This window comes from Terrabacter sp. MAHUQ-38 (genome assembly GCF_014518425.1).
Taxonomy (GTDB): Bacteria; Actinomycetota; Actinomycetes; order Actinomycetales; family Dermatophilaceae; genus Terrabacter.
The window spans coordinates 16,137-40,101 of record NZ_JACVCU010000002.1 but is presented as its reverse complement, the minus strand read 5'-3'; the positions used below and the strand labels follow the sequence as shown (position 1 = coordinate 40,101).

The window sequence follows — 23,965 nt, the reverse complement described above, 5'->3', positions numbered from 1 at the left end:
ACGACGCGCGTCCGCGGGCTCGGCTCAGCGCGGCATGCCGTTGGACGCGAGCATCGCCCGCCACGTCGTCGGCCAGGTGATGCCGCTGGCATCGAGACCGTGGGCGCGCTGCCAGGCCATGAGGCGATCCTTCGTCGTCGAGCCGAACGTGCCGGTCGCGGTCACGCCGATGACCTTCTGCACGGTCTTGACCGCGGGCCCGGCCATGCCCGGACGCAGCACCATGCCGGACCGCGGGACCATCTCCTTGAGCAGCGAGCTCGCGCCCGACGGAGCCTTGACGACGGCGTAGCGCGGGCACGGCCGCGGGTTGTACGCGGCCTGTCCCGCCGACCAGTTGAGGTCGGCCGGGCGGCACGGGCCCCAGTCGACCGGGGCGACCGCCTTCGTCCAGAACGACGTCCGCCCCTGGGCGCCCTCCCACGAGAGGCTGACGTGGATGTGGTTGCGGTGGCAGGCCGTGTCGTACGCCGACGAGGGCGTGTCGGCGCAGTTGCTGTACGGGCGCCAGCCCTCGCCCGCGCGGTACGAGCTCCACATCTTGTTGTTCCAGATGATGTACATGACGCCGAGACGGCGAGCGTTGGCGTAGCGGTTGCCGGCTGCGTCGTACTTCAGCAGCCAGGTCAACAGGGCACTGGCCTCGGCGCGCTCGGTCGTGTTGCGGACGTTGAAGAAGGAGTCGACGGCTCGGCCGTCGAAGTGCTCCGAGGACGGCGTCGTGGCTGAGGTGCAGGTGCGGGACAGGCCGTAGGTGTTGGCGTAGGTGGCCTGGATGAGCTTGGCGAGCTTGAGCGAACCCGTCCGGGTGCGCAGGTCGCAGCCGGTCGGCCCGACGTAGGGGGACAGGCCCTCGATGGAGGTCGGCAGGCCCGTCGGCGTCGCGGGAGCGGGGGGACCGCCACCGGCCGTGGCGGCGGGTGCGACGGACGAGACGATGGCGACAGAGGCGACGGCCGACAACAACAGGACGACCACCCGGAGGCGTCGAGGGTTGAGGGTGTGGTTCATGCGGGTTCTCCGAGACGGATGGGGACGGAATCCGCTCCTGCGCGAGGGCAGGGCGGCGAGCGCGAGGGCTGTTGTGTTGTGATCCCGGGCGCGTGGAGAGAGGCCGTCAGAGAGACCTGCGAACGCGGGTGCGGCACTTTAACCCATTTGTCCGCTTGATGCACATTCCCGGGGTCGAGGGTGGGAACGACACGCGTGGAATTCGTCACCTCGCCGCTCTGGATCAGGCTGAGCCGTGCCGGCCGGCGTCACGACCCGAGGATCCCGGCGGTCGCGTCGTCGCGGCGACCCCCGAAGAAGTGGTCGAGCACCCGCACGAACGGCTCCGCTTCCGTGCCGTCGGCCGCCGCCCTCTCGAAGAGCGTCATCGACGAACGCAGCTTCGTCGCGTCGATGCTGCCGAGCACCTCGACGGGGTCGGTCGTGTCCAGCGCGTCGAGGGCGTCGGCGCACTCGCGCAGCCGCGGGCCGAGGACGGGGTGGCGCAGGTAGGCACGGGCCTCCGCGAGGCCCGACACGGCATACCGCTGGGCCGTCTCGCTGCGCCCGAGGCCGGCGACCTGGGGCAGGACGAACCACATCCAGTGCCCCCGTTTCGTCCCCGCCCGCAGCTCGGCCAGGGCTGCGGCATAGGTGGCGCCCGAGTCCTGGGCGCGGACGAAGCGGTCGAGGTCGTACGGGTCGCCGGTCATGGACGGGACGTACCCCGCGAGGCGTGCTCAGACCGTCGGGTTCCAGCCGTGGCGGGTCGCGACGGCCCAGAAGAGAAGGAACATGACGATCTCGTAGTACTCCGTGGCCAGCACCGAGTAGCTGACGTTCTTCGCGATGGCGAAGCCGCCGACGAGCAGACCGAGCCACATCAGGGCGACGACCACCCGGTAGAACATCTGCGTCGAAGGGGGTTCGGGAGCGTCATCCGCTGCGGTCCGCAGCTTGTCGGGGAACGCGTGGCTGGCCACCGCGAAGGACAGGTTCGCGATGAGGAGCCCCGCGGCGGCGAAGTGGACGATGCCGAAGATCGACGCGCCGAACAGCGTCTCCCAGCCCATGAGCACCCCACCGACGACGACGATGAACACGACCTCAGCGACCCACGAGACGACGACGAGAACGTTCGAGACGGGCTGCTGGTTCTGCCACCGGATCGCACTCCACTGCATGAGCCTCGCGTCGAGGACCACAAAGACCACCGCCACCAGCAGGAACGCCGCGAGAACCAGCCGGAGGTTCGTCAGCATCTGCTCGCGCGTGGCTGTGCCTGTGGCGCCGAGCGATCCGGTCGGCGCGTCGCGCAGGACCTGGGTGAAGTTGTTCGGCACGAGAGCGACGAAGAAGGTGTTGAAGCCGCCGAAGTTCAGCGCGTAGTCCTCGAGCTTCGAGCGACCCTTGTACGCGATCATGCAGACGCCCGAGGCCATCAGGGCTCCCACGAAGACGTCGCGGACCGGCCCCTGGTAGGAGTCGCTGATGGACTGGCGGAACGCGCCTTGGTTCCACGCCTCGAGCAGCGTCGCGACTATGAGGAAGACCGCCGGGAGGGCAAGCGTCAGCCTCAGGTAGCGATACGTCTGGAGGGCCGGCCCAGGACCGGTCTCGGTCGGTGCAACGACTCCTGCTGCCATGACAAATGACGCTACTCGCCCATCGGCCCCAGCCGCGGTCAATTCACCCTCTCCCGACACGACGACAGGCGCGGACCCCTCGTGGGGTCCGCGCCTGTCGGCTGCGGCTGTTCCGGTCAGATGTCGCTGAGCTCGTCGTTCGACATCAGACTCCGCTTCGCTCCGTCAGATGTCGCTGAGCTCGTCGTTCGACATCAGACTCCGCTTCGCTCCGTCAGATGTCGAAGTACATCTCGAACTCGTGCGGGTGCGGGCGGAAGCGGATCGGGTCCACCTCGTTCTTGCGCTTGTACTCGATCCAGGCCTCGATGAGGTCCTGGGTGAACACGTCGCCCTCGAGCAGGTACTCGTGGTCGGCCTCGAGCGCGTTGAGCACCTCGGGGAGCGAGCCCGGGACCTGCTCGATGGCCGCGTGCTCCTCGGGCGGCAGCTCGTAGAGGTCCTTGTCCACGGGCTCCGGGGGCTCGATGCGGTTCTTGATGCCGTCGAGGCCGGCCATGAGCTGGGCCGCGAAGGAGAGGTACGGGTTGGCCGACGGGTCCGGGACGCGGAACTCGATGCGCTTGGCCTTCGGCGAGGTGCCCGTGATCGGGATGCGCACACAGGCCGAGCGGTTGCGGGCCGAGTACACCAGGTTCACGGGCGCCTCGTAACCCGGGACCAGACGGTGGTAGCTGTTGATCGTCGGGTTCGTGAACGCGAGCAGCGACGGGGCGTGCTTGAGCAGGCCACCGATGTACCAGCGCGCGAGGTCCGACAGGCCGCCGTAGCCGCGCTCGTCGTAGAACAGCGGCTCGCCGTCCTTCCAGAGCGACTGGTGCGTGTGCATGCCCGAGCCGTTGTCACCGAAGAGCGGCTTCGGCATGAAGGTGGCAGTGCGACCGGCGGCCCACGCCTGGTTCTTGACGACGTACTTGAACTTCATGATGTCGTCGCCGGAGTGCAGCAGCGTGTTGAACCGGTAGTTGATCTCCATCTGCCCGGCGGTGCCCACCTCGTGGTGGCTGCGCTCCACGTTGAGCCCGACCTCCTTGAGCTGGAGGCAGACCTGGTCGCGGAAGTCCGCGAAGTGGTCGACGGGGGAGACGGGGAAGTAGCCGCCCTTGTAGCGGGTCTTGTACGCCTTGTTGCCGCCCTCCTCCTCACGACCGGTGTTCCACGCGGCCTCGATGGAGTCGATGTAGTAGTACCCGGCGTTCTGCTTCGTCTCGAAGCGCACGTCGTCGAAGACGTAGAACTCGGCTTCGGCACCGAAGTAGGCGGTGTCGGCGATACCCGTCGACTTGAGGTACTCCTCGGCCTTGCTCGCGATGTTGCGCGGGTCGCGGCTGTAGCGCTCGTCGGTGAACGGGTCGAGGATCGAGAAGTTCATGACCAGCGTCTTCTCGACGCGGTACGGGTCGACGAACGCCGTCGCGGGGTCCGGCACGAGCTTCATGTCCGACTCGTGAATGGCCTGGAAGCCGCGGATCGACGAGCCGTCGAACATCTGACCAACGGTGAAGAAGTCCTTGTCGACCGTCTCAGCCGGCACGTTGAAGTGCTGCATGACACCGGGCAGATCGCAGAACCGAATGTCGACGAACTTGACGTCCTCGTCCTTGATGAACTTGAGGACCTCGTCAGCTGAGCTGAACATCCAACCTCCTGATGTGGGGCGAGGTCGTCCTCGGTGATCGCGAGCGCTCGGGGCGTTGCAGATCGAGGACGGCCTCGTGCTGTCGGGGACGACACTATCGACAACCGATTTCTCGGCAATGACCCCAATGTTTCGCGGGTGTTACGGGATGGGCAGGCCCGGGCAAAGCGCCCGGCTCGTGTCTCGTTACGCTGGTGCCGTGGTGGACCGCAAGGACTTCGGCTCGTGGCTCGAGGGCCCGCGCGCACGCACGAGCGCCCAGGAGGAGTACCGGGGCCGTGATCTCGGTCTGCCGCCGAGCGGCCCGGGATCGATCGCCGGTTTCGGCATCCGCCTCGTGGGCGTGCTGATCGACTGGGGGATCGCGGCGCTCATCGCGCGTGGGACCTTCTCGGTGCCCCTGCCGTTCGCGCAGCCGCCGGCGACGGGTGCGCAGAACTTCGTCGTGCTCGGCGTCTTCGCCCTCATGCACCTGCTGCTCGTCGGCACGATCGGCTACACCATCGGCCACCGCGTCGCCGGCCTCCAGGTGCGTTCCCTCGGCGGTGCACGGGTCATGCCCATCCAGGCGGTCGTGCGCACGATCCTGCTGTGCCTGTTCATCCCCGCTGTCGTCTGGGACCGCAACGGGCGTGGGCTGCACGACAAGGTGCCCAACACGGTCATCGTGCGCACGCGCTGACGCGGGCGCCGATAGGCGAAGAACCTCGGCATATGCAGAAGGGCGGGCTCCCCGGGAGCCCGCCCTTCCGCATACGCCGGGATCACCCCGGGATCACTTGCCGCGCAAGGCCTTCCGGTCCATGCGGGCACGCATCGGGTCGACGCCCGGCGGCAGCGGGGCGCGCATGCCGCCGAGGGCCTTGAGTCGCTTGTTGACCATGGCCATCTCGTCCTTGGTGATCTGCGGCTTGAGGCGCTGCACCTTGCTCGCGAGCTTCGGCAGGGGCACCTCGTCCTCGCCGCTGCCGACCCGCAGGGTCGTGACGGGCACGCCCGGAGCGACACGCTCGACGCGCTTCTTCTCGGCGGCGAGCAGCTTCTGGACGCGGCCGGTCGGGCCCTCGCCGACGAGCACGACGCCCGGACGGCCGAGGGCGCGGTAGACCATCGCGGCCGAGCTGATGTCACCGGCGCGGGCGACGTCGGCGGCGACCGGCTCGCGATCGGTGTACCACCCGCGGCGGATCGAGGTGAGCGCGGCGCCGGCGGCGCCTGCCTGCCCCTCGATCTGGGTGTAGGCGGCGCGCTCGGCCCGACGGCTCATCACGATCGTCGCGGCGAGGATGCCGAAGAGGACCCCGAAGGCTCCGAGGATCCACGGGAGCTTGACCAGGAAGCCGACGACGAGCAGCACCCCGAAGACCACGAGGAACGAGAGCAGCATGTACCAGCCGATGAGCGGGTCAGCCTGCCTGGAGACCCGGTAGACCTCACGGATCTGGGACAGCCGTCCCTGCTTCTTCTCCTGGGGCGTGCTCGTCGAGTCGCCGTCCTTGTTGCGTGCCATGGTGCTCAGGATACGGCGCTCTGCGCACGCGCCACCAACGACGCCGCCTCTTGGCGGGCAGGTGACCCAGCGGCCTCGGCGAGGTGGGACAGATGCGCGGGGATCTCGCGGCCCCACTTGCGCATGGCCGTCGCCCAGAGGCGCCCGGCGCGGTACGACGAGCGCACGAGCGGACCGGCCATGACGCCCTTGAAACCGATCTCCTCGGCGAGCTCGGACCAGTGGACGAACTCCTCCGGCTTGACCCACCGGTCGATCGGGTGGTGCAGCTTCGAGGGCCGCAGGTACTGGGTGATCGTGAGGATGTCGCAGCCGGCGTCGTGCAGGTCGCGGATCGCCTCCTCGATCTCGGTGTCGGTCTCGCCCATGCCCAGGATGAGGTTCGACTTCGTGACGAGCTGGGCCGCGCGCGCCATCGAGAGGACCTTCAGCGACTTCTCGTAGGTGAACGCCGGACGGATGCGGCGGAAGATCCGCGGCACGGTCTCGAGGTTGTGCGCGAACACCTCCGGACGCGCGTCGAAGACCTGCCCGACGAGCTCCGGCTTGGCGCCGAAGTCGGGCGGCAGGATCTCGACGCCCGTGTTGGGGTTGAGCAGGTGGATCTGGCGGATCGTCTCGGCGTAGAGCCCGGCGGCGCCGTCGGGCTGGTCGTCACGGGCGACGCCGGTGACGGTGGAGTAGCGCAGGCCCATCTGACGCACCGACTCGGCCACGCGGCGCGGCTCGTCGAGGTCGAGGTCGGTGGGGCGGCCCGTCGCGATGTCGCAGAAGTCGCAACGCCGGGTGCACACGTCACCCCCGATGAGGAACGTGGCCTCCTTGTCCTCCCAGCACTCGAAGATGTTGGGGCAGGCCGCCTCCTGGCACACCGTGTGCAGTCCCTCGGACTTCACCATGGAGTGCAGGGCGGTGTACTCGGGGCCCATCTTCGCGGTCGTCCGGATCCAGGACGGCTTGCGCTCGATGGGGGTCTCGGCGTTGCGCGCCTCGACGCGCAGCAGACGACGGCCGTCGGGAACGACAGACACAGGGGCTCCTTGGTCGGGATTTGCTGCTCCGGACAGGTTACGCCTCCGTGACAACGCCACCGACCACGCCCGTATGCCGCCCCGTGGCCTCACGCCCACCGCCCCTGGCGGGCGCGGACCTCCTCGAGACGGCCGAGCAGGAAGGCGCGCTCGACCTCGTTGCCGGCGAGCGCAACGGCCTCCTCGTAGGCCAGGGCCGCATCGCCCCAGGCCGCGAGCCGGCGGAGGAAGTCGGCACGGGCCGCGCTGAGGTAGGGGTATGGGTAGGTGGCGACGGCGGGATCGGCGACATGTCATCACTCCTTCGTTCGTGGCCGGCTCGTCCGACCACACATACGACGAACGACCCCGGCGCGGATCGACAGGTCAGGTGACGTCGCGCTGACGGAAGGAGACGACGCCGGCCGCCACGATGACGAGGACGAGGCTGAGCAGGTACACCCAGCCGTGGGTGTACGTGATCGTGTGCGATGCGTAGTCGCAGCCTGAGTCGGTGCAGGTCTCGGCGAAGTACGTCGTGCCCTTCTCCACGAACGCCTCCATGTTCTTGAGGACGGACCACTGCTGTAGCCGGCCCTCGAAGAACGCCTGGACGACGATTCCCTCGATGACCACGGCGAACCCGAGCACGACGCCGATGATCGCGGCGGTGTGCCGCAGCAGAAGCCCGAGGGCAGCGCCGACCAGCCCGGCGCCGAGCGTGAGCGCGACGACGCGCAGGCCCAGTACCGCCAACGGCTCGCCGATCGCGGGAGGGTCGGGCAGCTGGAGCCCGGCCCCCGGTCGGTTGACCACCGCGATCATCCGCGCACCGAGGTTGGTCAGCACCAGCCCCAGAACGGCGAGGACCGCGCCGCCCAACGCCGCGGCGGCGAGCTTGCTCGTGGCGACGCGGACCCGGCGCGGCTGGAAGGTGAGCCACGTGCCCATCGAGCCGGTCGAGAACTCCGCCCCGACGAAGCTCGCCGCGAGCAGGAGAGCGAGAAAGGCGAACAGGAGGGCGCTGACCTTGGCGATCTCCGCGGTCATCGAGTCCGCGACGGGCAGCGAGAGCCCCATCTGCTCCAGCGTCGGAGCCTGGCCCTGCTGGTCGCACCCGAAGTCGATCGTCGGGTCCCCGCTGCGATCCCGCTCCATCGCCTGCTGCTTGCGGCAGTCCTCGACCATGCGGGGTAGCTGCTCCTGCATGGTGCGGTACTCGTCGAGCTGCTGGGCGAGACGCTCGGGCGAGCTGGCGTTGTACGCGTTGTAGATGGTGGCGCCGGTGAAGAGCACGACGGCCACGACGACGGCCTTCGTGAGGCGGCGCCACCAGAGGCGACGCACCTCCACGCCTACGAGGCCGGCGAAGGACGTGCCCGACGGCCGCAGCTCACTGCGCGGCCGGGACTCCCTGCTGACGAGCGTCTCGCTCATGCCGCACCGCCTGTCGTCCGGCCACCGGCGGCTCGGTCGGCATCGCTCCCGAGACCTTGGTCGGCCGTCAGCGCGAGGAACGCCGACTCGAGGTCTGGGCGGATCGGGACGAGCTCGCTCACGTAGAGGCCGTGGCCGGCGAGCGCTCGCGTCACGGCGGACGGGTCCTCGACGCCGACGACGAGGTACTGGCCGTCGCGGGTGGGGGTGAAACCTGCGTCGCGGAGCACCTGCTCGGCGCGGTCGGGTGCCGCGACCCCGACGCGGACCTGCGCGACGCCGGACCCGCCGAGGATGTCGCTCACGGCGCCCTCGGCCAGCAGCGCCCCCTGCCCGATGATCGAGACCGTGTCGGCGACCTGCTCGACCTCGGCAAGGATGTGAGAGCTGACGAGCACCGTCTTGCCTTGTGCGCCAAGCGATCTCATGGTGTCACGCACCTCGCGGATGCCTGCAGGGTCGAGACCGTTGGTGGGCTCGTCGAAGATCAGCAGGTCCGGGTCTTTTAGGAGCGTGGCTGCGATCGCGAGGCGCTGCTTCATGCCGAGGGAGAACCCGGCATACCGGTCACGCCCCCGGTCCGCGAGGTGCGTGGCCTCGAGCACCTCGTCGACGCGGTGGCGCGGCGTGCCGATGGCGCCCGCGAGCAGCACGAGGTTCTGGCGCGCGGAGAAGGCCGGGAAGAACTTCGGGGACTCGACGATGGCGCCCACCCGGTCCATGACCTGGGGGAGGCGGCGGGGTACCGCCTCACCGAAGAGCTCGGCGGTGCCTGAGTCGGGGCGGACGAGACCCAGCAGCATCCGGATCGTCGTCGTCTTGCCCGAGCCGTTCGGGCCCAGGAACCCGTGGACCCCGCCGTGTGGCACGGCCATGGACAGGCCCTGGACCGCGACCCGGCGCGAGCCTCTGCTCACGTACGTCTTGCGTAGGTTGGTGGTGCGGACGGCGACGTCCATCGATCCCCCTGGTTCGACCGGTGTGTGTTCGACACCCTAGGGGGTGGAGCAGGGTCAGGCGAGGACGCGGCGGTTGGGTTGGAGCGTCGGCAGGATGTCGGCCAGGTGCTTCTCGACGTGGGGGAGGACCTCGGTGACGGGGACGTCGCGGCCAAGTTCGAAGGAGAGCGAGGTGACGCCGGCATCGAGGATGCCGCACGGGATGATGACGTCGCCCCACGAGAGGTCCGGGTTGGCGTTGAACGCGAAGCCGTGCATCGCGACCTGCCGGCTCACGCGGATGCCGATGGCCCCGATCTTGCGTCGCGGGCCCCGGTCGTCGGCGGCGATCCATGTGCCGCTCTCGCCCTGGACGCGGCCGGCCTCCACGCCGAAGTCGGCACACACGCGGATCATCATCTCCTCGATGTGCCGCACGTAACCGACGACGTCGATCGGGGCGGGGAGCCGGACGATCGGGTAGCCCGTGATCTGACCCGGCCCGTGCCACGTGATCTTGCCGCCGCGGTCGACGTCGATGACCGGCGTGCCGTCGTTCGGCCGTTCCTGGGGCTCGGTGCGCTTGCCCGCCGTGTAGACGGCTCGGTGCTCGAGCAGGTAGACGGTGTCGGGCTCCTCGCCGGCGACGACCTTCGCGTGGGTGTCGCGCTGGACCTGCCACGCCCGCTCGTAGTCGACGAAGTCGGGGTCGAGGCCGAGGTGCACGAAGCGCATGCGGCCACCCTACGCCGGGCGGCATACGATGCCGGAATGCCGTCTGCCGAGCCGTCCCCGTCCACCCCCCTGCGCGTCGGCCTCGTCGGCTACGGCTCCGCCGGCCGCGGCATCCACGCGCCGCTCATCGTGCGTGCCGGGCTCACCGTGGCCGTCGTCTCGACGTCGAACGCGACCCGCGCCGACGAGGTGCGCGCCGACCTGCCCGGCACCGAGGTCGTGCCCGATCTCGAGGCGCTGCTCGCGGTCGACGGCCTCGACCTCGTCGTGCTCGCGTCGCCCAGCGGCGTGCATGCCGAGCAGGCCGAGCAGGTCATCGGGGCAGGCCTCCCGATCGTCGTCGACAAGCCGCTGGCGGTCGACGCGAGCCAGGCGCTCGACGTCGTCGACCAGGCCGCCCACCACGGCGTGCCGCTCACCGTCTTCAACAACCGCCGCTTCGACCCCGAGCTCGCCGCACTGCGCACCGTGCGCGACGAAGGGCTCGTCGGGGAGATCTGGCGGGCCGAGTACCGGTGGGACCGTTGGCGTCCAGAGCCGAGGCGGCGCTGGCGTGAGCAGGCGTCGGCCGTCGAGGGTGGTGGCCTTCTCCTCGATCTGCAGAGCCACCTCGTCGACCAGGCCGTGCTGCTCCACGGCGAGGTCGAGTCGGTCTACGCCGAGGTCGACTCGCGGACGACCGTCGCCGAGGACGACACCTTCCTGGCCTGCCGCCACACCTCCGGTGTCGTCAGCCATGTGATGTCGAGCTCGGTCAACGGCGCGCCCGGGCCCCGGGCCCGGGTCAACGGGTCAACCGGGTCGTTCGTCATCGGGCGGCAGTTCGACTCGGTCAGCTCGTTCACCGAGTTCGAGAACGACGGCGACGCCGTGGGCTGGATCGTGCGGGGCGACGAGCGAGAGCCCGGGCCCGTCGTCACCGACGCCGACCAGGCGGACTTCTACCGGGCCGTCGCCGCGGCGTTGGCTGGCTCGGACCCGCAGGCGACGATGCCCGTCGACCCGCGCGACGCCGTCCATGTGCTGGCCGTCATCGACGCGGCGCGGACCAGCGCGCGTGGCGGCCGCGTCGTCGAGGTCGTGACCCCCGGACAGACCCCCTGAACGGTCGGTCTCCGGGCCTGTGGATGACGTGCCCGCGATCAGGACGGCGCTTGGTTTCATGGGCGGGTGATCGACGAGCAGCACCGCAAGCACGGCCCTGACGGCGTGGACGAGAGCCGCACATCCGACGTGGTCGAGCGGCCCGACGTGCCCGGCCACCGGCTCGACACCATCCTCGGACGGGGCGGCTCCGCCGTCGTGTGGTCCGGGGTGGATGCCACCGGCCGACGGGTGGCGGTCAAGATCCCGCACCGGTGCCGCGGTGACGTCGACGCCCGCCAGGCTCTCGTCGAGCAGCAGGTGCTGATGGCCGTCCAGCACGACCATCTCGTGCGCCTGCGCGCCGTCGTACCCCTGGACGACGGACGTGATGCCCTCGTCTTCGATCTCGTCCGTGGCGCGGTGCTGCGCGCCATGGTCGGCAGCCGCGGTCACATGCGCCCCGGTGAGGTCGTCACCGTGCTCACACCCGTCTGCGAGGCCGTCGCGCACCTGCACTCGGCCGGCGGCCTGCACGGAGACATCTCGCCGTCCAACATCACGGTGACGGCCACCGGCCGTCCGGTCCTGCTCGACCTCGGGGCGGCGCGGGTCGCCGGTCACGAGCCGGGCGACGTCCATGGCACATCCGGCTTCGTCGCGCCCGAGGTCCGGCTGGGGTCCGAGCCGGGAGAGGCGGCGGACGTGTACGCGCTCGGCGCCGTCGCGTGGTTCTGCGCGACGGGCAACGGAGCACCCGACACGATGATGCGGCTCGATCCCGAGACCGTGCTCAGCCATGTCGGGCCCGAGCTGGCCGACGTCGTCGCCGCGTGCATCGACCCGGAGCCGGAACGCCGGCCGAGCGCCGCCGAGCTCGCCCGGCGCTTCTACGAGGCGGCCTCGGCCGAGCCCATCGAGGTCGTCCTCGGCGCGGACGAGGCCTCGGCCCTGACCCATCGCCTGCGCGCCCAGGCCAGTCGCGAGGTGCCTGGCCCGGCACATGTGCCGCGCCGTGGCTGGCGGCGCCTGGGCGGCTGGACGCTGGGGCGGCTGCGCGGCCGGCGACTTCGATGGCCCTCCCGATGGCCGTCCCGATGGCCCCGCCGGCTCGCAACCGCAATGCTTTTCGCGATCCCGGTGCTCGCGGCTGCCGGCTGGGCCCTGGCGGCACGGGCCCCTGACGGACCACCCGCGGGCTTGGAGCAGCCGTCGACGAGCCGGCCGGTCACACCCGGCAGGGCCGCCGCACCGACGGCGCGCATCCCGACCCACAGGTCGACGGCGGAGCCGGGGCCTGTCGACCGGCTGCTCCGCGACCCTGCCAGTCCGTCGGCCCATCCGGAGGAGATTCTCCAGGTGCTCAGCGACCGGCGTTGCGCGGTCCTCGTCGCCCGGGACGCCTCGGCGCTCGACGACGTCCACGCACCGCGGTCGCCGAGCGCGGCAAGCGACCGGGCGCTCGTCGCGAGACTCGTCGAGTCACAGGTGCGGTGGACCGGTCTGCGGCTCGAGGTGGCCGAGTCGGCCTTCGTGTCAGGCACGTCCACGAAGGCGGTGCTGCGCGCCCGCGTCGACTGGACGGCATACGCGGTCGTGTGGAGCGATGGCACCAGGGTCGCTCGACCGCCCGACTCGGGGCGCCTGCTCGACTTCTCGCTGGCGCGCGATGCCAGGGGGTGGCGCATCGCGTCGATCAGCGACGCACCAGCCACCTGACGGCGCCCTCGAGGCCAGGGTGTTCGAACGTGAAGCCCGAGGCGAGGAGACCTGCCGGCTCGACCCTCTGGCTCGCGAGCACGTAGTCGGCGAACTCACCGATAACCGCTCGCAGCGCGACGCGCGGTGCCGGCAGGACTGCCGGACGCGACAGCACCCGGCCGATCGTCGCGGCGATCTCCTTCTGTCGTGAGGCCTCCGGTGCGGCGAGGTTGAACGGGCCGACGAGCTCGCTGTGGTCGAGCAGGTGGATGATGGCGCGGGTCTCGTCGGCGAGCGTGATCCAGGGCCACCACTCGCGGCCCGTGCCCATCGGCCCGCCGAGCCCGAGCCGCCCGAGCAGGAGGATCGGCTGGAACGCACCGCCGTCGGGGGCCATCACGAGACCGCTGCGGGTGAAGGCGACGGGGACACCGGCGTCGACCGCGGGCTGGGCCGCCCCTTCCCAGCGACCGACGACGCCGGCGAGAAAGTCCTGGCCGGGAGAGCTGCTCTCGGTGAGGACCTCGTCTCCGCGGTCGCCGTAGTAGCCGACTGCCGAGGCGTTCACGAGGCGGATGGCGGCCCCGGTGCGCTCGTGGTGTGCGGCGAGAGCCTGGGCGATCGTGCCCGTGGCGTCCGTGCGTGAGCGTTCGACCTCGCGCTTGTGCTCGGCGTTCCAGCGGCGGTCGCCGATACCGATGCCGGCGAGGTTGACGACGCCGTCGACCCCGTCAAGGGCTTCCGGGGCGAGCCGGCCCCGTGAGGGGTCCCAATGGATCTCGTCCGGAGCCGATGGTGGGCGGCGCACGAGGCGCACCACCTCGTCACCGCGCTCGAGAAGGCGACGACGAAGCGCGCCGCCGATCAGGCCGGACGAGCCGGTGATGGCGACGCGCTTCGTCATGGTCTGGTCCTGACGCCAGAGACGTCAGGCCTCGAAGCGGCCCTCCTCGAGCCGGGTCTTCATCGTGCCCAGGAACCGAGCGGCGTCGGCCCCGTCGACGATGCGGTGGTCGTACGACAGCGCGAGGTACATCATCGAGCGGACCGCGATGGTCTCGCCGCCGTCGGAGTCGGTGACGACGACAGGACGCTTGACGATCGCGCCGGTGCCGAGGATGGCGACCTGCGGCTGGTTGATGATCGGGGTGTCGAAGAGCGCACCGCGGCTGCCGGTGTTGGTGATGGTGAACGTGCCACCGGCGAGGTCGTCGGGCGTGATCTTGTTGCTGCGCGTGCGCGCCGCCACGTCGGCGATGGCGCGGGCGAGCCCGGCGATGTTGAGGTCGCCGGCGTTCTTCACGACCGGGACGATGAGGCCCTTCTCGGTGTCCACGGCGATCGAGAGGTTCTCGCTGCCGTGGTAGACGATCTCGTCGCCCTCGACGCTCGCGTTGACCATCGGGTGCGCCTTCAGGGCCTCCGTCGCGGCGAGCGCGATGAACGGCAGGAAGCTGAGCTTCGTGCCCTCGCGTGCCTCGAAGTCGCCCTTGACCCTGGCGCGGAGGCGGGCGACCTTCGTCAGGTCGACCTCGACGACGGTCGTCAGCTGAGCCGACACCTGGAGCGACTCGACCATGCGCGTGGCGATGACCTTGCGCAGACGGCTCATCTTCTCGCGCGTGCCGCGCTTGGGCGACACCTCCGCCGTGGCAGGGGCGCTCGGCGCGCTGGCTGCCGTAGCCGCGGCAGCGGGCTGAGCCGGTGCCGCGGGCTCGGCCGGGACCTTGGCGGCCTCGGCCGCGTCGAGGACGTCCTGCTTGCGGATGCGGCCGCCGACCCCGGTGCCCGCTACCGAGCCCAGGTCGACGCCGTGCTGGGACGCGAGCTTGCGCACGAGCGGCGTCACGTACGAGGCGGCGTCATCGCGCGAGGGCGCGGACGCGGGCTCCGGCTGGGCCGGCTCCGCGGCCTCGGGCGACTGCTGGGCGGGCGGACGCTCGGCGTCCGCGGGCTTGCCGGCGGCCTCCGGGGTCGCCTCCGGCTGCTCCTGTGCGGGCGCCTCGGCCTGCGCCTGCTGGGGCGCCGGTGCGGCCTCGGGGGCCTTCTCCGGCTCGGCGGCGGGTGCGGGCTCCGGGGCCTTCTCGGGCTGGGCCTGGGCGGCAGGGGCGCTGCCACCGACGATGGCGAGGTCGGCCCCCACCGGCACGGTGTCGTCCTCCTGGACGAGGATCTTCGTCAGCGTGCCAGCGACCGGGGACGGGATCTCGGTGTCGACCTTGTCGGTCGAGACCTCGAGCAGCGGCTCGTCGACGGCGACCTCGTCGCCCTCGGCCTTGAGCCACCGCGTGACCGTGCCCTCGGTGACGGACTCGCCGAGCGCCGGCATCGTGACCGTCTGGCCCTCGCCGCCACCGGCGGTCGATGCGGCGGCCTGCGGCTGCTCGGCCTGCTCGGCCTCGGGCTCGCTCGTCGCGGGCTGCGGCTCCTGCTCGGTGCTCGGGGCCTCGGGCGCCGGCGCTGCCTGCTGGTCCTGCTGCGCCTGGTCCTGCTGCGCCTGGGCCGGCTGCTCCTGGGCGGCGGCGGGAGCCTCGCCCCCACCGGCCGGAGCGGCACCGTCGCCGATCACGGCGAGGTCGGCACCGACCGGCACCGTGTCGTCCTCCTGGGCGAGGATCTCCTGCAGCGTGCCCGCCACGGGTGAGGGGATCTCGGTGTCGACCTTGTCCGTCGAGACCTCGAGCAGTGGCTCATCGATCTCGACGCGGTCACCGACGTTCTTCAGCCAGCGGGTGACGGTCCCCTCGGTGACTGACTCACCCAGGGCCGGCATGGTCACGCGTTCTGACATGACGTGTTTTCTCCTCTTCCCAGTGTCTGGCTCAAGCGTGTGCGTGCAGCGGCTTGCCCGCCAAGGCCAAGTGTGCCTCGCCGAGTGCCTCGTTCTGTGTGGGGTGCGCGTGGATGAGACTGGCGACGTCCTCCGGGTGTGCTTCCCAGTTGACGACGAGCTGTGCCTCGCCGATCTGTTCGCCCATCCGGGCGCCGATCATGTGGACCCCGACGATCGGGCCGTCGACCCGGCGCACGAGCTTGACGAAGCCCTGCGTTCCGAGGATCTGCGACTTGCCGTTGCCGCCGAGGTTGTACTCGTAGGTCGCCACGTCGCCGTACTTCTCTCGGGCCTGCGGCTCGGTGAGGCCCACGCTCGCGATCTCCGGGTCGCAGTAGGTGACCCGGGGGATGCCGGTCTCCTCGATGACAGCCGGCGCGAGGCCCGCGATCTCCTCGGCGACGAAGATGCCCTGCGCGAACCCGCGGTGCGCGAGCTGGAGCCCGGGCACGATGTCGCCGACGGCGTACACGCCCTCCACGTTGGTGCGCAGTCGCTCGTCGGTCGGCACGAAGCCGCGGTCGACGGCGACGCCGGCCGCCTCGTAGCCCAGGCCGTCGGTGACGGGGCCACGGCCGACCGCGACGAGGAGCAGGTCTGCGTCGATGGTCTCGCCCGACTCGAGCGACACCGTCACGACGTCACCCCGCTGGGTCGCGCCCGCGAAACGCACACCGGTCTTGAAGGCGATCTTGCGCTTGCGGAACGAGCGCTCGAGCTGCTTGCTGATGGCCTCGTCCTCGGCGGCCACGAGCCGTGGCAGCGCCTCGACGATCGTGACCTCGGACCCGAAGCTCTTGAACACCGAGGCGAACTCGACGCCGATGACGCCACCGCCGAGGACGACGACGCGCGCCGGCACGTCCTCGATCGCGAGGGCCTGCTCGCTCGTCATGATGCGGCCGCCGATCTCGAGCCCGGGCAGCGACTTCGCGTAGCTGCCCGTGGCGAGCACGAGGTTGCGCCCGGTGACGCGGCGGTCGCCGACGACGACGGTACGCGGCCCGTCGAGGACACCTGCGCCTTCGACGTAGTCGATCTTGGCTGCCTTCACCAGGCCCTGCAGGCCCTTGTAGAGACGGCCGACGACGCCGTCCTTGTATGCGTTGACACCCGTCATGTCGACCGACTCGAAGGTGGTCTTCACGCCGAACGACGCGCCCTCACGGGCGACGTCGGCGACCTCGGCTGCGTGCAGGAGCGCCTTCGTCGGGATGCAGCCCTGGTGGAGGCACGTGCCGCCCAGGCGTCCCTTCTCGACGAGGGCCACGGACAGGCCAAGCTCTGCCGACCGGAGGGCACAGGCGTAGCCGCCCGACCCCCCACCGAGGATGACGACGTCGTAGTCGCCTGCGGCACCAGCCGACATAAGTGAGTGCTCCTTCAGGTCGGTCACCCGCTCCGGCCGTCGTGCAGCGGAGTCCAGGGACGTGCAGGGTGAACGTCGGTGGACGCTCGGGGGACGTGCAAGAGCATCTTGTCATTGATCGACGGAGACGTCACAGGCAGGTCACGCCGCGCGGGTTGCTGCGGTGGCGGGCACGGGTCGACCCCGTACAGTGCCGCCATGGGCTGGTTCTCACGGCGTGGCGGCCGCAAGGGCGACATCCGCCCCGGGCGCTCCGACGGGCCGCAGATGCAGATCGACCGCAAGGCGGTCGAGCAACACCTCCGCGCTTTCGTCGAGTCCCGGCGAGGCGTCGAGGCGTACGTCGAGCCCGCCACGAGCGTCACGACGACGACGATCGTGCTCATCGCCTGGGACGGCGAGTGGACACGACGCGCGGTCGGGTCCGCCAGAGACGGCTTCGAGATGAGCCAGAAGCTCGGCATCCCCGTCTACGACGTCAACCAGACCGGCTACCCCAACCGCATGCGCGAGTGGAGCAAGCGGCGCCGCCGGGGCGACGCCTGAGCCGGCACCCCGGCACCCGACACGAGGCGCCCCGGACGATATGGGCTGGACCGCACCGCGGTTGGCTGACAGGGTGAAAAGGCGTTCAGTCCGTGCCGGATTCGGCGCCACAGCACAACAGGAGGTACTCGAATGTCGAAGCAGGATGGCGCAGGAAGCGGTCCCAGCGAGGAGATGAAGGCCAAGTTCCGGGCCGCCCTCGACAAGAAGCACGCACACGGCGGCAAGGACGTCTCCGACGACCACGACCGCTCCAAGGTGCACGGCGCGCACGGGCCGGCCAAGGCCCAGCAGATGTTCCGCCGCAAGTCCGGCGGCTGACCCCGGCTCACCACGTCGAGAGGCCACGTTCCGGTTGCCCCCGAGGTCGCTGACCTCTGGCACACCTCCGGAACGTGGCCTCTCGACGGTCAGGGGATCAGGTGTAGGACTCGGCGAGGCCGACGAGCGTGCGCACGCCGAAGCCGGTGCCGCCCTTGGGCCAGTAGCCGGCCGGCGCCTTGTCGTTGTAGGCGGGGCCGGCGATGTCGAGGTGGCCCCACGGGATGCCCTCACCGACGAACTCGCCGAGGAAGAGACCGGCCGTGAGCATGCCGCCCTCGGCGCCGCCCTTGTGCGCGATGTCGGCGTTGATCGAATCGAGGCCCGGGCGCAGCTCCTTGGGCAACGGCATCGGCCACATCGACTCGCCCACCGACTGCGCCGCCTCGAGCACGCGGGTGCGGAAGTCGTCGTCGTTGCCCATGACCGCAGCCGTGTTGGCGAGCGCGACGACCTGGGCCCCGGTCAGCGTCGCGATGTCGACGATCGCGTCGGGCTTGCTCTCCGACGCGAGCGCGATGCAGTCGCCGAGCACCATGCGACCCTCGGCGTCGGTGTTGAGCACCTCGACGGTCTTGCCGCCGCGCATCGTCACGACGTCGCTCGGGCGCTGCGCGGTCGAGCTCGGCATGTTCTCGGCGAGGCCGAGGTAGCCGGTGACGGTGATGGGCAGGCCCAGCTCGGCGATCGCGAGGACCGCGCCCGCGACGGCGGCCGCGCCGGCCATGTCGCACTTCATCGTCAGCATGCCGTTCGCCGGCTTGATGCACAGGCCACCAGAGTCGAAGGTGATGCCCTTGCCGACGAAGGCGATGGAGGCCTTGGACCGCGACGGCGTGTAGCTGAGCACGGCAATGCGCGGCTCGTTGGCGGAACCCTGCCCGACGCCGACCGTGCCACCGAACCCGCCGGCGCGTAGCGCCTTCATGTCGTACGACTTGAGCTTGACCTTCGTGCCCTTGATGCGGTCGGAGAGGGAGTCGACGAACGTCGCCGGATACAGCAGGTTCGGCGGGAGGTTGACGAGGTCGCGCGTGTAGGCGACGGCCTCGCCGATCGCCGCGGCACGCTTGACCGCCCGGCGTGACACGGCGTCGGCCGGGCCCACGAGCGCGACCGCGGCGACGGCGTCCGTGCTCGTCGTGCCGGCCTTCGACACGGCATACGCGCCGAGGGCGACCCCCTCGGCCACCGCGGCCACGAGCTCGACCGACGTCCCCGGCACGACGACAGCGACCTTCTTCTTCTTGCTCAGCGTCCGGATCGCCGCACCGAAACCCTTGCGGGTCTCCTCGAGGCCAGCGGGGTCGGTCGCGAGCTCCCCGACCCCGGCCAGCACGACGAGCTTCGCGGTCACCTCGGGCACGGCGGCGATGGTGGTCACCTCACCGACCTTCCCGGCCAGCTCGAGGTCGGCGACGACGGACTTGAGGTGCGAGACCGTCTTGCGAGGCAGGCCGTGACCGGGGGCCAGGGCGGCGCCGCTGTCACCCGAGACGAGCGCGACGACGAGCGCGTCGCCGGGGGTGTCGGCGGCCGAGCGGTTCGAGATGGTCAGGTTGGCCACGAAGGACTCCTTTGTCGAGGTGCTTGTGGGCGCACGAGTCACAGCGCGTCCTGGCGTCGGGTCGGTGGTGCACGTGGTGGTGCGGGCGACGCCGCCGCTGGTGGCGGCGTCCGATGATAACGAGCGGAAGCGGCATACCCGCCGAGCGGTAGGTTGGCGCCCATGACGACAGCGACGTCGGGGACGACCTCCCCGCTCACCTCCCCGCTCCATGACCGCCACGTCGCCCTCGGAGCCAAGATGGCCGACTTCGGCGGTTGGGACATGCCGATCGAGTACCCGGGCGGAGGCGTCGTCGCCGAGCACACCGCGGTGCGCGAGCGCGTCGGGATCTTCGACGTGAGCCACCTCGGCAAGGCGTCCGTGACGGGACCGGGCGCCGCTGACTTCGTCAACGCGTGCCTCACCAACGACGTCCGGCGCATCCAACCGGGCTCGGCGCAGTACACCTTGTGCTGCGACGATGCGGGCGGGGTCGTCGACGACCTCATCGTCTACCTCAAGTCCGACGACGACGTGTTCCTCATTCCCAACGCCGCCAACACCGCTGAGGTCGTGCGCCGTCTCGAGGCCGCCGCGCCCGAAGGCATCACGGTGACGAACCTGCACCGTGACCACGGCGTCATCGCCGTGCAGGGAACGAAGAGCGACGAGCTGCTCGACTCGCTGGGCCTCCCGACCGGGCACGAGTACATGTCCTTCGTCGAGGCCGACTGGCAGGGGCGGGCGGTCATCGTCTGCCGCACGGGCTACACCGGCGAGCGAGGCTACGAGCTCGTGCCGCGCTGGGACGACACGCCGGCCCTGTGGGACGCGCTGGTCGCCTCGCTCGAGACCTTCGGGGGTATGCCGTGTGGCCTCGGCGCGCGCGACACGTTGCGCACCGAGATGGGCTACCCGCTGCACGGCCAGGACCTCTCGCTCGAGATCTCGCCTGTCCAGGCCCGCGCCGGTTGGGCCGTCGGCTGGAAGAAGGAGACCTTCTGGGGCAAGGCCGCCCTCGAGGCCGAGCGGGCCAACCCGACCCGGCTCATGCGGGGCCTGCTCGTGACCGGTCGCGGCATCCCGCGGCCGCACTGCACGGTGTCGTGGAACGGTTCGGCCGCCGGCGAGGTGACGTCGGGCACCTTCTCGCCGACGCTCAGGCAGGGCATCGCGCTCGCCCTGCTCACCCCCGAGATCGCCGACGGCGAGACGGTGACGGTCGACGTGCGCGGTCGTGCGGTGGAGGCGACGGTCGTCAAGCCGCCGTTCGTGCAGGTGCAGGTCCGCGAGTCCTGACCGGCGGGTGTCGGCCCGCGGGCCTGCTAGTGCAGGGCGAAGCGGCGGCGGCCGTGGCGGTCGAGGAGCGCGGCGAGCCGCTCGCCGTCGAGGGCGTGGACCGTCAGGCCGTCGCGGCCGGTCATCGTCTCGGCCTGGAGCATGGCGTTGAGGATCGCCTCCGCGGTCGCCTCGATGACAGCGCCGAACAGGGCGTCGAAGTACTCGAGCGCGAGCATCTCGACCTGCATGCCGATCTGTGTTCGGGCACCTGGACCCTGGTCGGGCATGCCGTGCGCGGCGGTGGAGAAGGCGATCATGAGGTCGCCGGAGTAGTTGTCGCCACGGGCGCCGAACTTCGCGATGCCGAGACCGGCGCGCTGGGCGAGACGGTTGAGCTGGTGAGGCAGCAGGGGCGCGTCCGTCGCGACGACGGCGAGCACCGAGCCCGTGCCCGGTGGCGGCACGCGGGTGATCTCGGACATGCGCGGGAACGGCACGGCCTTCTTCGTCAGGACGTGCCCGACGGGCACGCCGTTGACCTCGAAGTGCTTGCGGTCGCCGTGGTTGGCCTGGACGAGGACGCCGATCGTGAAGTGCCGGTGGCCGAGGTCGACGACGCGGGACGCCGTGCCCGTGCCGCCCTTGAAGCCGTAGCACTGCGTGCCGGTGCCACCGCCGACGTTGCCCTCCGCGACGGGGCCCGTGCGCGCGTCGTCGAAGGCGGCGTACACGTGCTCCCGGGTCACGTGCTGGCCGCTGATGTCGTTGAGGATGCCGTCCCACGTCTCGCCGACGACCGGGAGCATGATCGGCATCCGGCCCGGGAGCCGGGTCTCGCGGGCGATGAGCGAGTCGCGCACGATGCCGACGCTGTCGGTGTTGGTCAGCGCGATGGGGCTCGAGAGCATGCCCGACTCGTGGAGCCACTCGAGGCCGGTCAGCTCGCCGAAGCCGTTGAGCCGGTGGTAGCCGGCGAACACGGGCTCGGTCGACGCACGTCCGCCGTGGGGCCGGATGACGGTGACGCCGGTGCGGACGGGACCCTGCCCGACCAGGAGGTCACCCTCGCCGTGGACGATCGTGCTGTACCCGACGCGAACCCCCTCCACGTCGGTGATGGCGTTGAGTGGACCCGAGCAGCCGGTCCCGATCTCGATCCCGACATCGGCGGCTCGCACGCGGTCTCCTCCTCGTCCCCCGCGGGCCGGCGGGGCCGGTGCTGCGGATAGCATCTGGCTGATCGATCTGGCATGTCATCGAGCGGTCGCCCGACGCAGGCGGCCTCGGCCCGGCCACGACGTCGAGAAGGGTAACCCGTTTTGACTGACGCACGCGATCCGCTCCGTGCCCGCCTGGCGCTGGCCACGGGACGGCTGGCGGGACGGCTCTCGCAAGCCCTGGGCAAGGGTTCGGGTTCGATGATCGGAGGCCGGCTGGCCCTGCGGGTCGACCCACAGGTGCTGCGTGCGGTGGGGGGTGACCGCCGCAGCGTTCTCGTCACCGGCACCAACGGCAAGAGCACCGTGACGGCGCTCGTCGCTGCGGCGATCTCGCCCGGCGGCGCGGTCGTCAGCAACACGACCGGCGCCAACATGACCGACGGCATCGTCACCGCGCTCTCGAGCGACCGTGTGTCGCCGCTCGCAGCCCTTGAGGTCGACGAGGTCTACCTCGAGCCGGTGGCGCGCGGCACGCGACCCAAGGCCGTCGTCGTGCTCAACAGCTCGCGCGAGTACACGCGAGGTGTCTCCCTGAAGAGCACGCTCGAGCACTGGCGTCGCACGGCGGCCGGCTTGCCCGAGGACTGCGTGGCCATCGTCAACGTCGACGACCCCCTCGTCAGCTGGGCGTTCGAGACGGCGCCGCGGCGGGTCGGCGTCAGCGGAGGCCTCTACTGGCGCGGCGACGCGCTCATCTGCCCGGCGTGCGGGACCGTGCAGGACTTCTCTGACGACTCGTGGAGCTGCCCCGGGTGCCGGCGATCCCGGCCCGAACCCGACTGGAAGGTCGTCCCCGACGGTGACGGCTGGGCCGTCGAGCACGCGGGTGCCCGCACGCGCATCGAGGTCACCGTGCCCGGGCGGACGGGCCCGGTCGGGGGAGCCTTCGCACTGGCCGCCGCGGACGCGCTCGGGGTCGACGTCGACACGGCGGCCGAGCGCGTCAGCGCCGTCGCCGACGTCGACGGCCGCTACGCGCCGTACCGGGTCGGCGACCACTCCGCGCGCCTGCTCATGCTGAAGAACCCCGCCGGGTGGGCGGAGGCGATCGACGTCGTCGTCTCGACGGACCGGCCGCTCGTCGTCGCCGTCGACCCGTTCGGACCGAAGGACACGGCGACGATGTGGGAGGCGCCGTTCGAGCGCCTCGCGGGTCAGCGGGTGGCCGTCACGGGCGGTCGCACGGCGGACGCCGTCGCGATCCTCGAGTCCTTCGGCGCCGACGTCGTCGAGGCGCCGGACCTCGAGTCGGCGCTACGCCGGCACGCGTCCGGCGAGGTGATCGTCGCGTGCAACTACCCGGCGTTCCGACGCATCTCCAAGCACCTCCGAGGAGGCACCCGTTGAGCCGGGCACTCACGGTCGCGACGCTCTTCCCCCTGGCGACGGTCGCGGCGGCCGACGAGGCGAACGCCGCTGCGCTCGTGCGTCGCGGGGCCGCGCGTGACCTCACGGTCGAGACCCTCACGGTCGACCGCGCCGACTCCTTCGTGGAGGCCGACGTGTACCTCGTCGGCGGCACCGGTCGAGGGGGAGTGGGAGCGCTCGTCGAGGCCCTGGCGTCGACCGACCTCGCGGCTCGCGTCGCGGACGGCGCGGTGCTCTTCGCCGTCGATGCCGGCCTCGACGCCGTCGCCCGCACGTGGGTCGACGCGTCAGGCTCCCGACACGAGGGTCTCGGTCTCGTCCCCGTCACGGTGCACCCGGCGTCCGAGTCGACGGGCACGGTCGTGACTCACCCTGACCCCTCGCTCGACCTGCCGGCCCTGGTCGGCTGGGAGGCCAACGACCTGCGCACGGTGCGCGAGGACGGCGCCCGGCCGCTGTTCAGGCTCGAGATCGGAGCCGGCAACCGGACGCAGGAGGCCGACGGCGCCGTAGCGGAGGGCGTTCTGGCCGGCTCCGTGATGGGCACTCGGCTGCACGGTCCGCTCCTCGCGTTGAACCCCGAGCTCGCCGACCTCGTGCTGGCCCGCGCCACCGGCCGCGAGGAGGCGTGGCCCACCCTCCGCTCCGGGTCGGTCGAGCGGGCCCGCGTCGAACGCATCGCCGACACCCGGCGCGAGGCCCCACGCTCCGACTGGCGCAGCCGACTGCCGAAGCCGCTGGCCGCCCGCCTGCGTGGCTGACCCGGCGGGGGCCACGAGACGCGGCCAC

Annotated in this window: 22 protein-coding genes; 8 read left to right on the top strand and 14 right to left on the bottom strand. The window is 71.0% G+C overall.

The window, feature by feature from the left end:
* Positions 1–24: 24 nt before the first annotated feature.
* The 4 genes from H9I49_RS07210 to glnA all read right to left on the bottom strand — a co-directional run bounded on the left by H9I49_RS07210 (position 25) and on the right by glnA (position 4,275).
* Positions 25–1,011, bottom strand: a complete 987-nt coding sequence (locus H9I49_RS07210; protein WP_188029701.1) for a peptidoglycan-binding protein — start codon at positions 1,009–1,011, stop codon at positions 25–27.
* A gap of 248 nt (positions 1,012–1,259) precedes the next feature.
* A complete protein-coding gene (locus tag H9I49_RS07205) occupies positions 1,260–1,703 on the bottom strand; it encodes a DUF1810 domain-containing protein (protein ID WP_188029700.1) in 444 nt (147 codons plus the stop codon).
* A gap of 27 nt (positions 1,704–1,730) precedes the next feature.
* The gene (locus H9I49_RS07200; RefSeq protein ID WP_188029699.1) at positions 1,731–2,636 is read right to left on the bottom strand and encodes a hypothetical protein; all 906 of its coding nucleotides are present in this window, start codon (positions 2,634–2,636) and stop codon (positions 1,731–1,733) included.
* Between the two features lie 214 nt (positions 2,637–2,850).
* The gene (gene glnA, locus H9I49_RS07195; RefSeq protein ID WP_188029698.1) at positions 2,851–4,275 is read right to left on the bottom strand and encodes a type I glutamate--ammonia ligase; all 1,425 of its coding nucleotides are present in this window, start codon (positions 4,273–4,275) and stop codon (positions 2,851–2,853) included.
* A gap of 199 nt (positions 4,276–4,474) precedes the next feature.
* On the opposite strand from glnA, the gene H9I49_RS07190 reads away from it, so the two are divergent.
* Entirely contained in the window at positions 4,475–4,957 is a 483-nt protein-coding gene (locus H9I49_RS07190; RefSeq protein WP_188029697.1) for an RDD family protein, read from the top strand.
* A 93-nt stretch (positions 4,958–5,050) separates the two neighbouring features.
* Here H9I49_RS07190 and H9I49_RS07185 read toward each other — a convergent pair whose 3' ends face one another.
* The 5 genes from H9I49_RS07185 to lipB form a co-directional block, all read right to left on the bottom strand.
* A complete protein-coding gene (locus H9I49_RS07185) occupies positions 5,051–5,785 on the bottom strand; it encodes a DUF4191 domain-containing protein (RefSeq protein WP_188029696.1) in 735 nt (244 codons plus the stop codon).
* 5 nt (positions 5,786–5,790) lie between these two features.
* The gene (gene lipA, locus H9I49_RS07180) at positions 5,791–6,816 is read right to left on the bottom strand and encodes a lipoyl synthase (protein ID WP_188029695.1); all 1,026 of its coding nucleotides are present in this window, start codon (positions 6,814–6,816) and stop codon (positions 5,791–5,793) included.
* Positions 6,817–7,182: 366 nt separating this feature from the next.
* The gene (locus H9I49_RS07175) at positions 7,183–8,232 is read right to left on the bottom strand and encodes an ABC transporter permease subunit (RefSeq protein WP_188029694.1); all 1,050 of its coding nucleotides are present in this window, start codon (positions 8,230–8,232) and stop codon (positions 7,183–7,185) included.
* A complete protein-coding gene (locus H9I49_RS07170) occupies positions 8,229–9,191 on the bottom strand; it encodes an ABC transporter ATP-binding protein (RefSeq protein WP_188029693.1) in 963 nt (320 codons plus the stop codon). The genes H9I49_RS07175 and H9I49_RS07170 overlap by 4 nt, the downstream gene beginning before the upstream one ends.
* A gap of 54 nt (positions 9,192–9,245) precedes the next feature.
* Positions 9,246–9,905, bottom strand: a complete 660-nt coding sequence (gene lipB, locus H9I49_RS07165) for a lipoyl(octanoyl) transferase LipB (protein WP_188029692.1) — start codon at positions 9,903–9,905, stop codon at positions 9,246–9,248.
* A 36-nt stretch (positions 9,906–9,941) separates the two neighbouring features.
* Here lipB and H9I49_RS07160 point away from each other — a divergent pair, with 36 nt between their 5' ends.
* A complete protein-coding gene (locus H9I49_RS07160) occupies positions 9,942–11,009 on the top strand; it encodes a Gfo/Idh/MocA family protein (RefSeq protein ID WP_188029691.1) in 1,068 nt (355 codons plus the stop codon).
* 66 nt (positions 11,010–11,075) lie between these two features.
* Positions 11,076–12,707, top strand: a complete 1,632-nt coding sequence (locus H9I49_RS07155; RefSeq protein WP_188029690.1) for a serine/threonine-protein kinase — start codon at positions 11,076–11,078, stop codon at positions 12,705–12,707.
* On the opposite strand, the gene H9I49_RS07150 is transcribed toward H9I49_RS07155, so the two are convergent.
* The 3 genes from H9I49_RS07150 to lpdA are packed head-to-tail and all read right to left on the bottom strand — an operon-like array spanning position 12,685 to position 16,891.
* Positions 12,685–13,593, bottom strand: coding sequence for a TIGR01777 family oxidoreductase (locus H9I49_RS07150; RefSeq protein WP_188029689.1), 909 nt, complete (start codon positions 13,591–13,593; stop codon positions 12,685–12,687). The genes H9I49_RS07155 and H9I49_RS07150 overlap by 23 nt on opposite strands.
* Positions 13,594–13,617: 24 nt before the next feature.
* Positions 13,618–15,480 carry a 2-oxoglutarate dehydrogenase, E2 component, dihydrolipoamide succinyltransferase gene (sucB, locus tag H9I49_RS07145; RefSeq protein WP_188029688.1) on the bottom strand — a complete coding sequence of 621 codons (1,863 nt, stop codon included), beginning with the start codon at positions 15,478–15,480 and terminating at the stop codon, positions 13,618–13,620.
* Between the two features lie 31 nt (positions 15,481–15,511).
* Positions 15,512–16,891, bottom strand: a complete 1,380-nt coding sequence (gene lpdA / locus H9I49_RS07140) for a dihydrolipoyl dehydrogenase (protein WP_188030406.1) — start codon at positions 16,889–16,891, stop codon at positions 15,512–15,514.
* Positions 16,892–17,089: 198 nt separating this feature from the next.
* Between lpdA and H9I49_RS07135 the strand changes: the two genes are divergently transcribed.
* Positions 17,090–17,437, top strand: coding sequence for a hypothetical protein (locus tag H9I49_RS07135; RefSeq protein ID WP_188029687.1), 348 nt, complete (start codon positions 17,090–17,092; stop codon positions 17,435–17,437).
* A gap of 132 nt (positions 17,438–17,569) precedes the next feature.
* Positions 17,570–17,758 (top strand): DUF5302 domain-containing protein, encoded by a 189-nt coding sequence (locus H9I49_RS07130; protein ID WP_188029686.1) that lies wholly within the window; start codon positions 17,570–17,572, stop codon positions 17,756–17,758.
* A 97-nt stretch (positions 17,759–17,855) separates the two neighbouring features.
* On the opposite strand, the gene H9I49_RS07125 is transcribed toward H9I49_RS07130, so the two are convergent.
* The gene (locus tag H9I49_RS07125; protein ID WP_188029685.1) at positions 17,856–19,325 is read right to left on the bottom strand and encodes a leucyl aminopeptidase; all 1,470 of its coding nucleotides are present in this window, start codon (positions 19,323–19,325) and stop codon (positions 17,856–17,858) included.
* A 162-nt stretch (positions 19,326–19,487) separates the two neighbouring features.
* Between H9I49_RS07125 and gcvT the strand changes: the two genes are divergently transcribed.
* Entirely contained in the window at positions 19,488–20,606 is a 1,119-nt protein-coding gene (gene gcvT, locus H9I49_RS07120) for a glycine cleavage system aminomethyltransferase GcvT (protein ID WP_188029684.1), read from the top strand.
* A gap of 26 nt (positions 20,607–20,632) precedes the next feature.
* Here gcvT and H9I49_RS07115 read toward each other — a convergent pair whose 3' ends face one another.
* Complete coding sequence (locus H9I49_RS07115; protein WP_223128448.1) at positions 20,633–21,766, bottom strand: P1 family peptidase; 1,134 nt, start codon at positions 21,764–21,766, stop codon at positions 20,633–20,635.
* Between the two features lie 141 nt (positions 21,767–21,907).
* Between H9I49_RS07115 and H9I49_RS07110 the strand changes: the two genes are divergently transcribed.
* Both H9I49_RS07110 and H9I49_RS07105 read left to right on the top strand, forming a co-directional pair.
* On the top strand, positions 21,908–23,155 hold the full coding sequence (locus H9I49_RS07110; protein ID WP_188029682.1) for a Mur ligase family protein: 1,248 nt from the start codon (positions 21,908–21,910) through the stop codon (positions 23,153–23,155).
* Positions 23,152–23,937 (top strand): hypothetical protein, encoded by a 786-nt coding sequence (locus H9I49_RS07105; protein WP_188029681.1) that lies wholly within the window; start codon positions 23,152–23,154, stop codon positions 23,935–23,937. The genes H9I49_RS07110 and H9I49_RS07105 overlap by 4 nt, the downstream gene beginning before the upstream one ends.
* Positions 23,938–23,965 lie beyond the last annotated feature (28 nt).

Coding starts and splice junctions, on each gene's coding strand:
- H9I49_RS07170 (WP_188029693.1), bottom strand. CDS start 9,191: ATGGACGTCGCCGTCCGCACCACCAACCTACGCAAGACGTACGTGAGC.
- H9I49_RS07135 (WP_188029687.1), top strand. CDS start 17,090: ATGGGCTGGTTCTCACGGCGTGGCGGCCGCAAGGGCGACATCCGCCCC.
- glnA (WP_188029698.1), bottom strand. CDS start 4,275: ATGTTCAGCTCAGCTGACGAGGTCCTCAAGTTCATCAAGGACGAGGAC.
- H9I49_RS07210 (WP_188029701.1), bottom strand. CDS start 1,011: ATGAACCACACCCTCAACCCTCGACGCCTCCGGGTGGTCGTCCTGTTG.
- gcvT (WP_188029684.1), top strand. CDS start 19,488: ATGACGACAGCGACGTCGGGGACGACCTCCCCGCTCACCTCCCCGCTC.
- H9I49_RS07200 (WP_188029699.1), bottom strand. CDS start 2,636: ATGGCAGCAGGAGTCGTTGCACCGACCGAGACCGGTCCTGGGCCGGCC.
- H9I49_RS07130 (WP_188029686.1), top strand. CDS start 17,570: ATGTCGAAGCAGGATGGCGCAGGAAGCGGTCCCAGCGAGGAGATGAAG.
- H9I49_RS07185 (WP_188029696.1), bottom strand. CDS start 5,785: ATGGCACGCAACAAGGACGGCGACTCGACGAGCACGCCCCAGGAGAAG.
- H9I49_RS07150 (WP_188029689.1), bottom strand. CDS start 13,593: ATGACGAAGCGCGTCGCCATCACCGGCTCGTCCGGCCTGATCGGCGGC.
- lpdA (WP_188030406.1), bottom strand. CDS start 16,891: ATGTCGGCTGGTGCCGCAGGCGACTACGACGTCGTCATCCTCGGTGGG.
- H9I49_RS07160 (WP_188029691.1), top strand. CDS start 9,942: ATGCCGTCTGCCGAGCCGTCCCCGTCCACCCCCCTGCGCGTCGGCCTC.
- lipB (WP_188029692.1), bottom strand. CDS start 9,905: ATGCGCTTCGTGCACCTCGGCCTCGACCCCGACTTCGTCGACTACGAG.
- H9I49_RS07205 (WP_188029700.1), bottom strand. CDS start 1,703: ATGACCGGCGACCCGTACGACCTCGACCGCTTCGTCCGCGCCCAGGAC.
- sucB (WP_188029688.1), bottom strand. CDS start 15,480: ATGTCAGAACGCGTGACCATGCCGGCCCTGGGTGAGTCAGTCACCGAG.
- H9I49_RS07175 (WP_188029694.1), bottom strand. CDS start 8,232: ATGAGCGAGACGCTCGTCAGCAGGGAGTCCCGGCCGCGCAGTGAGCTG.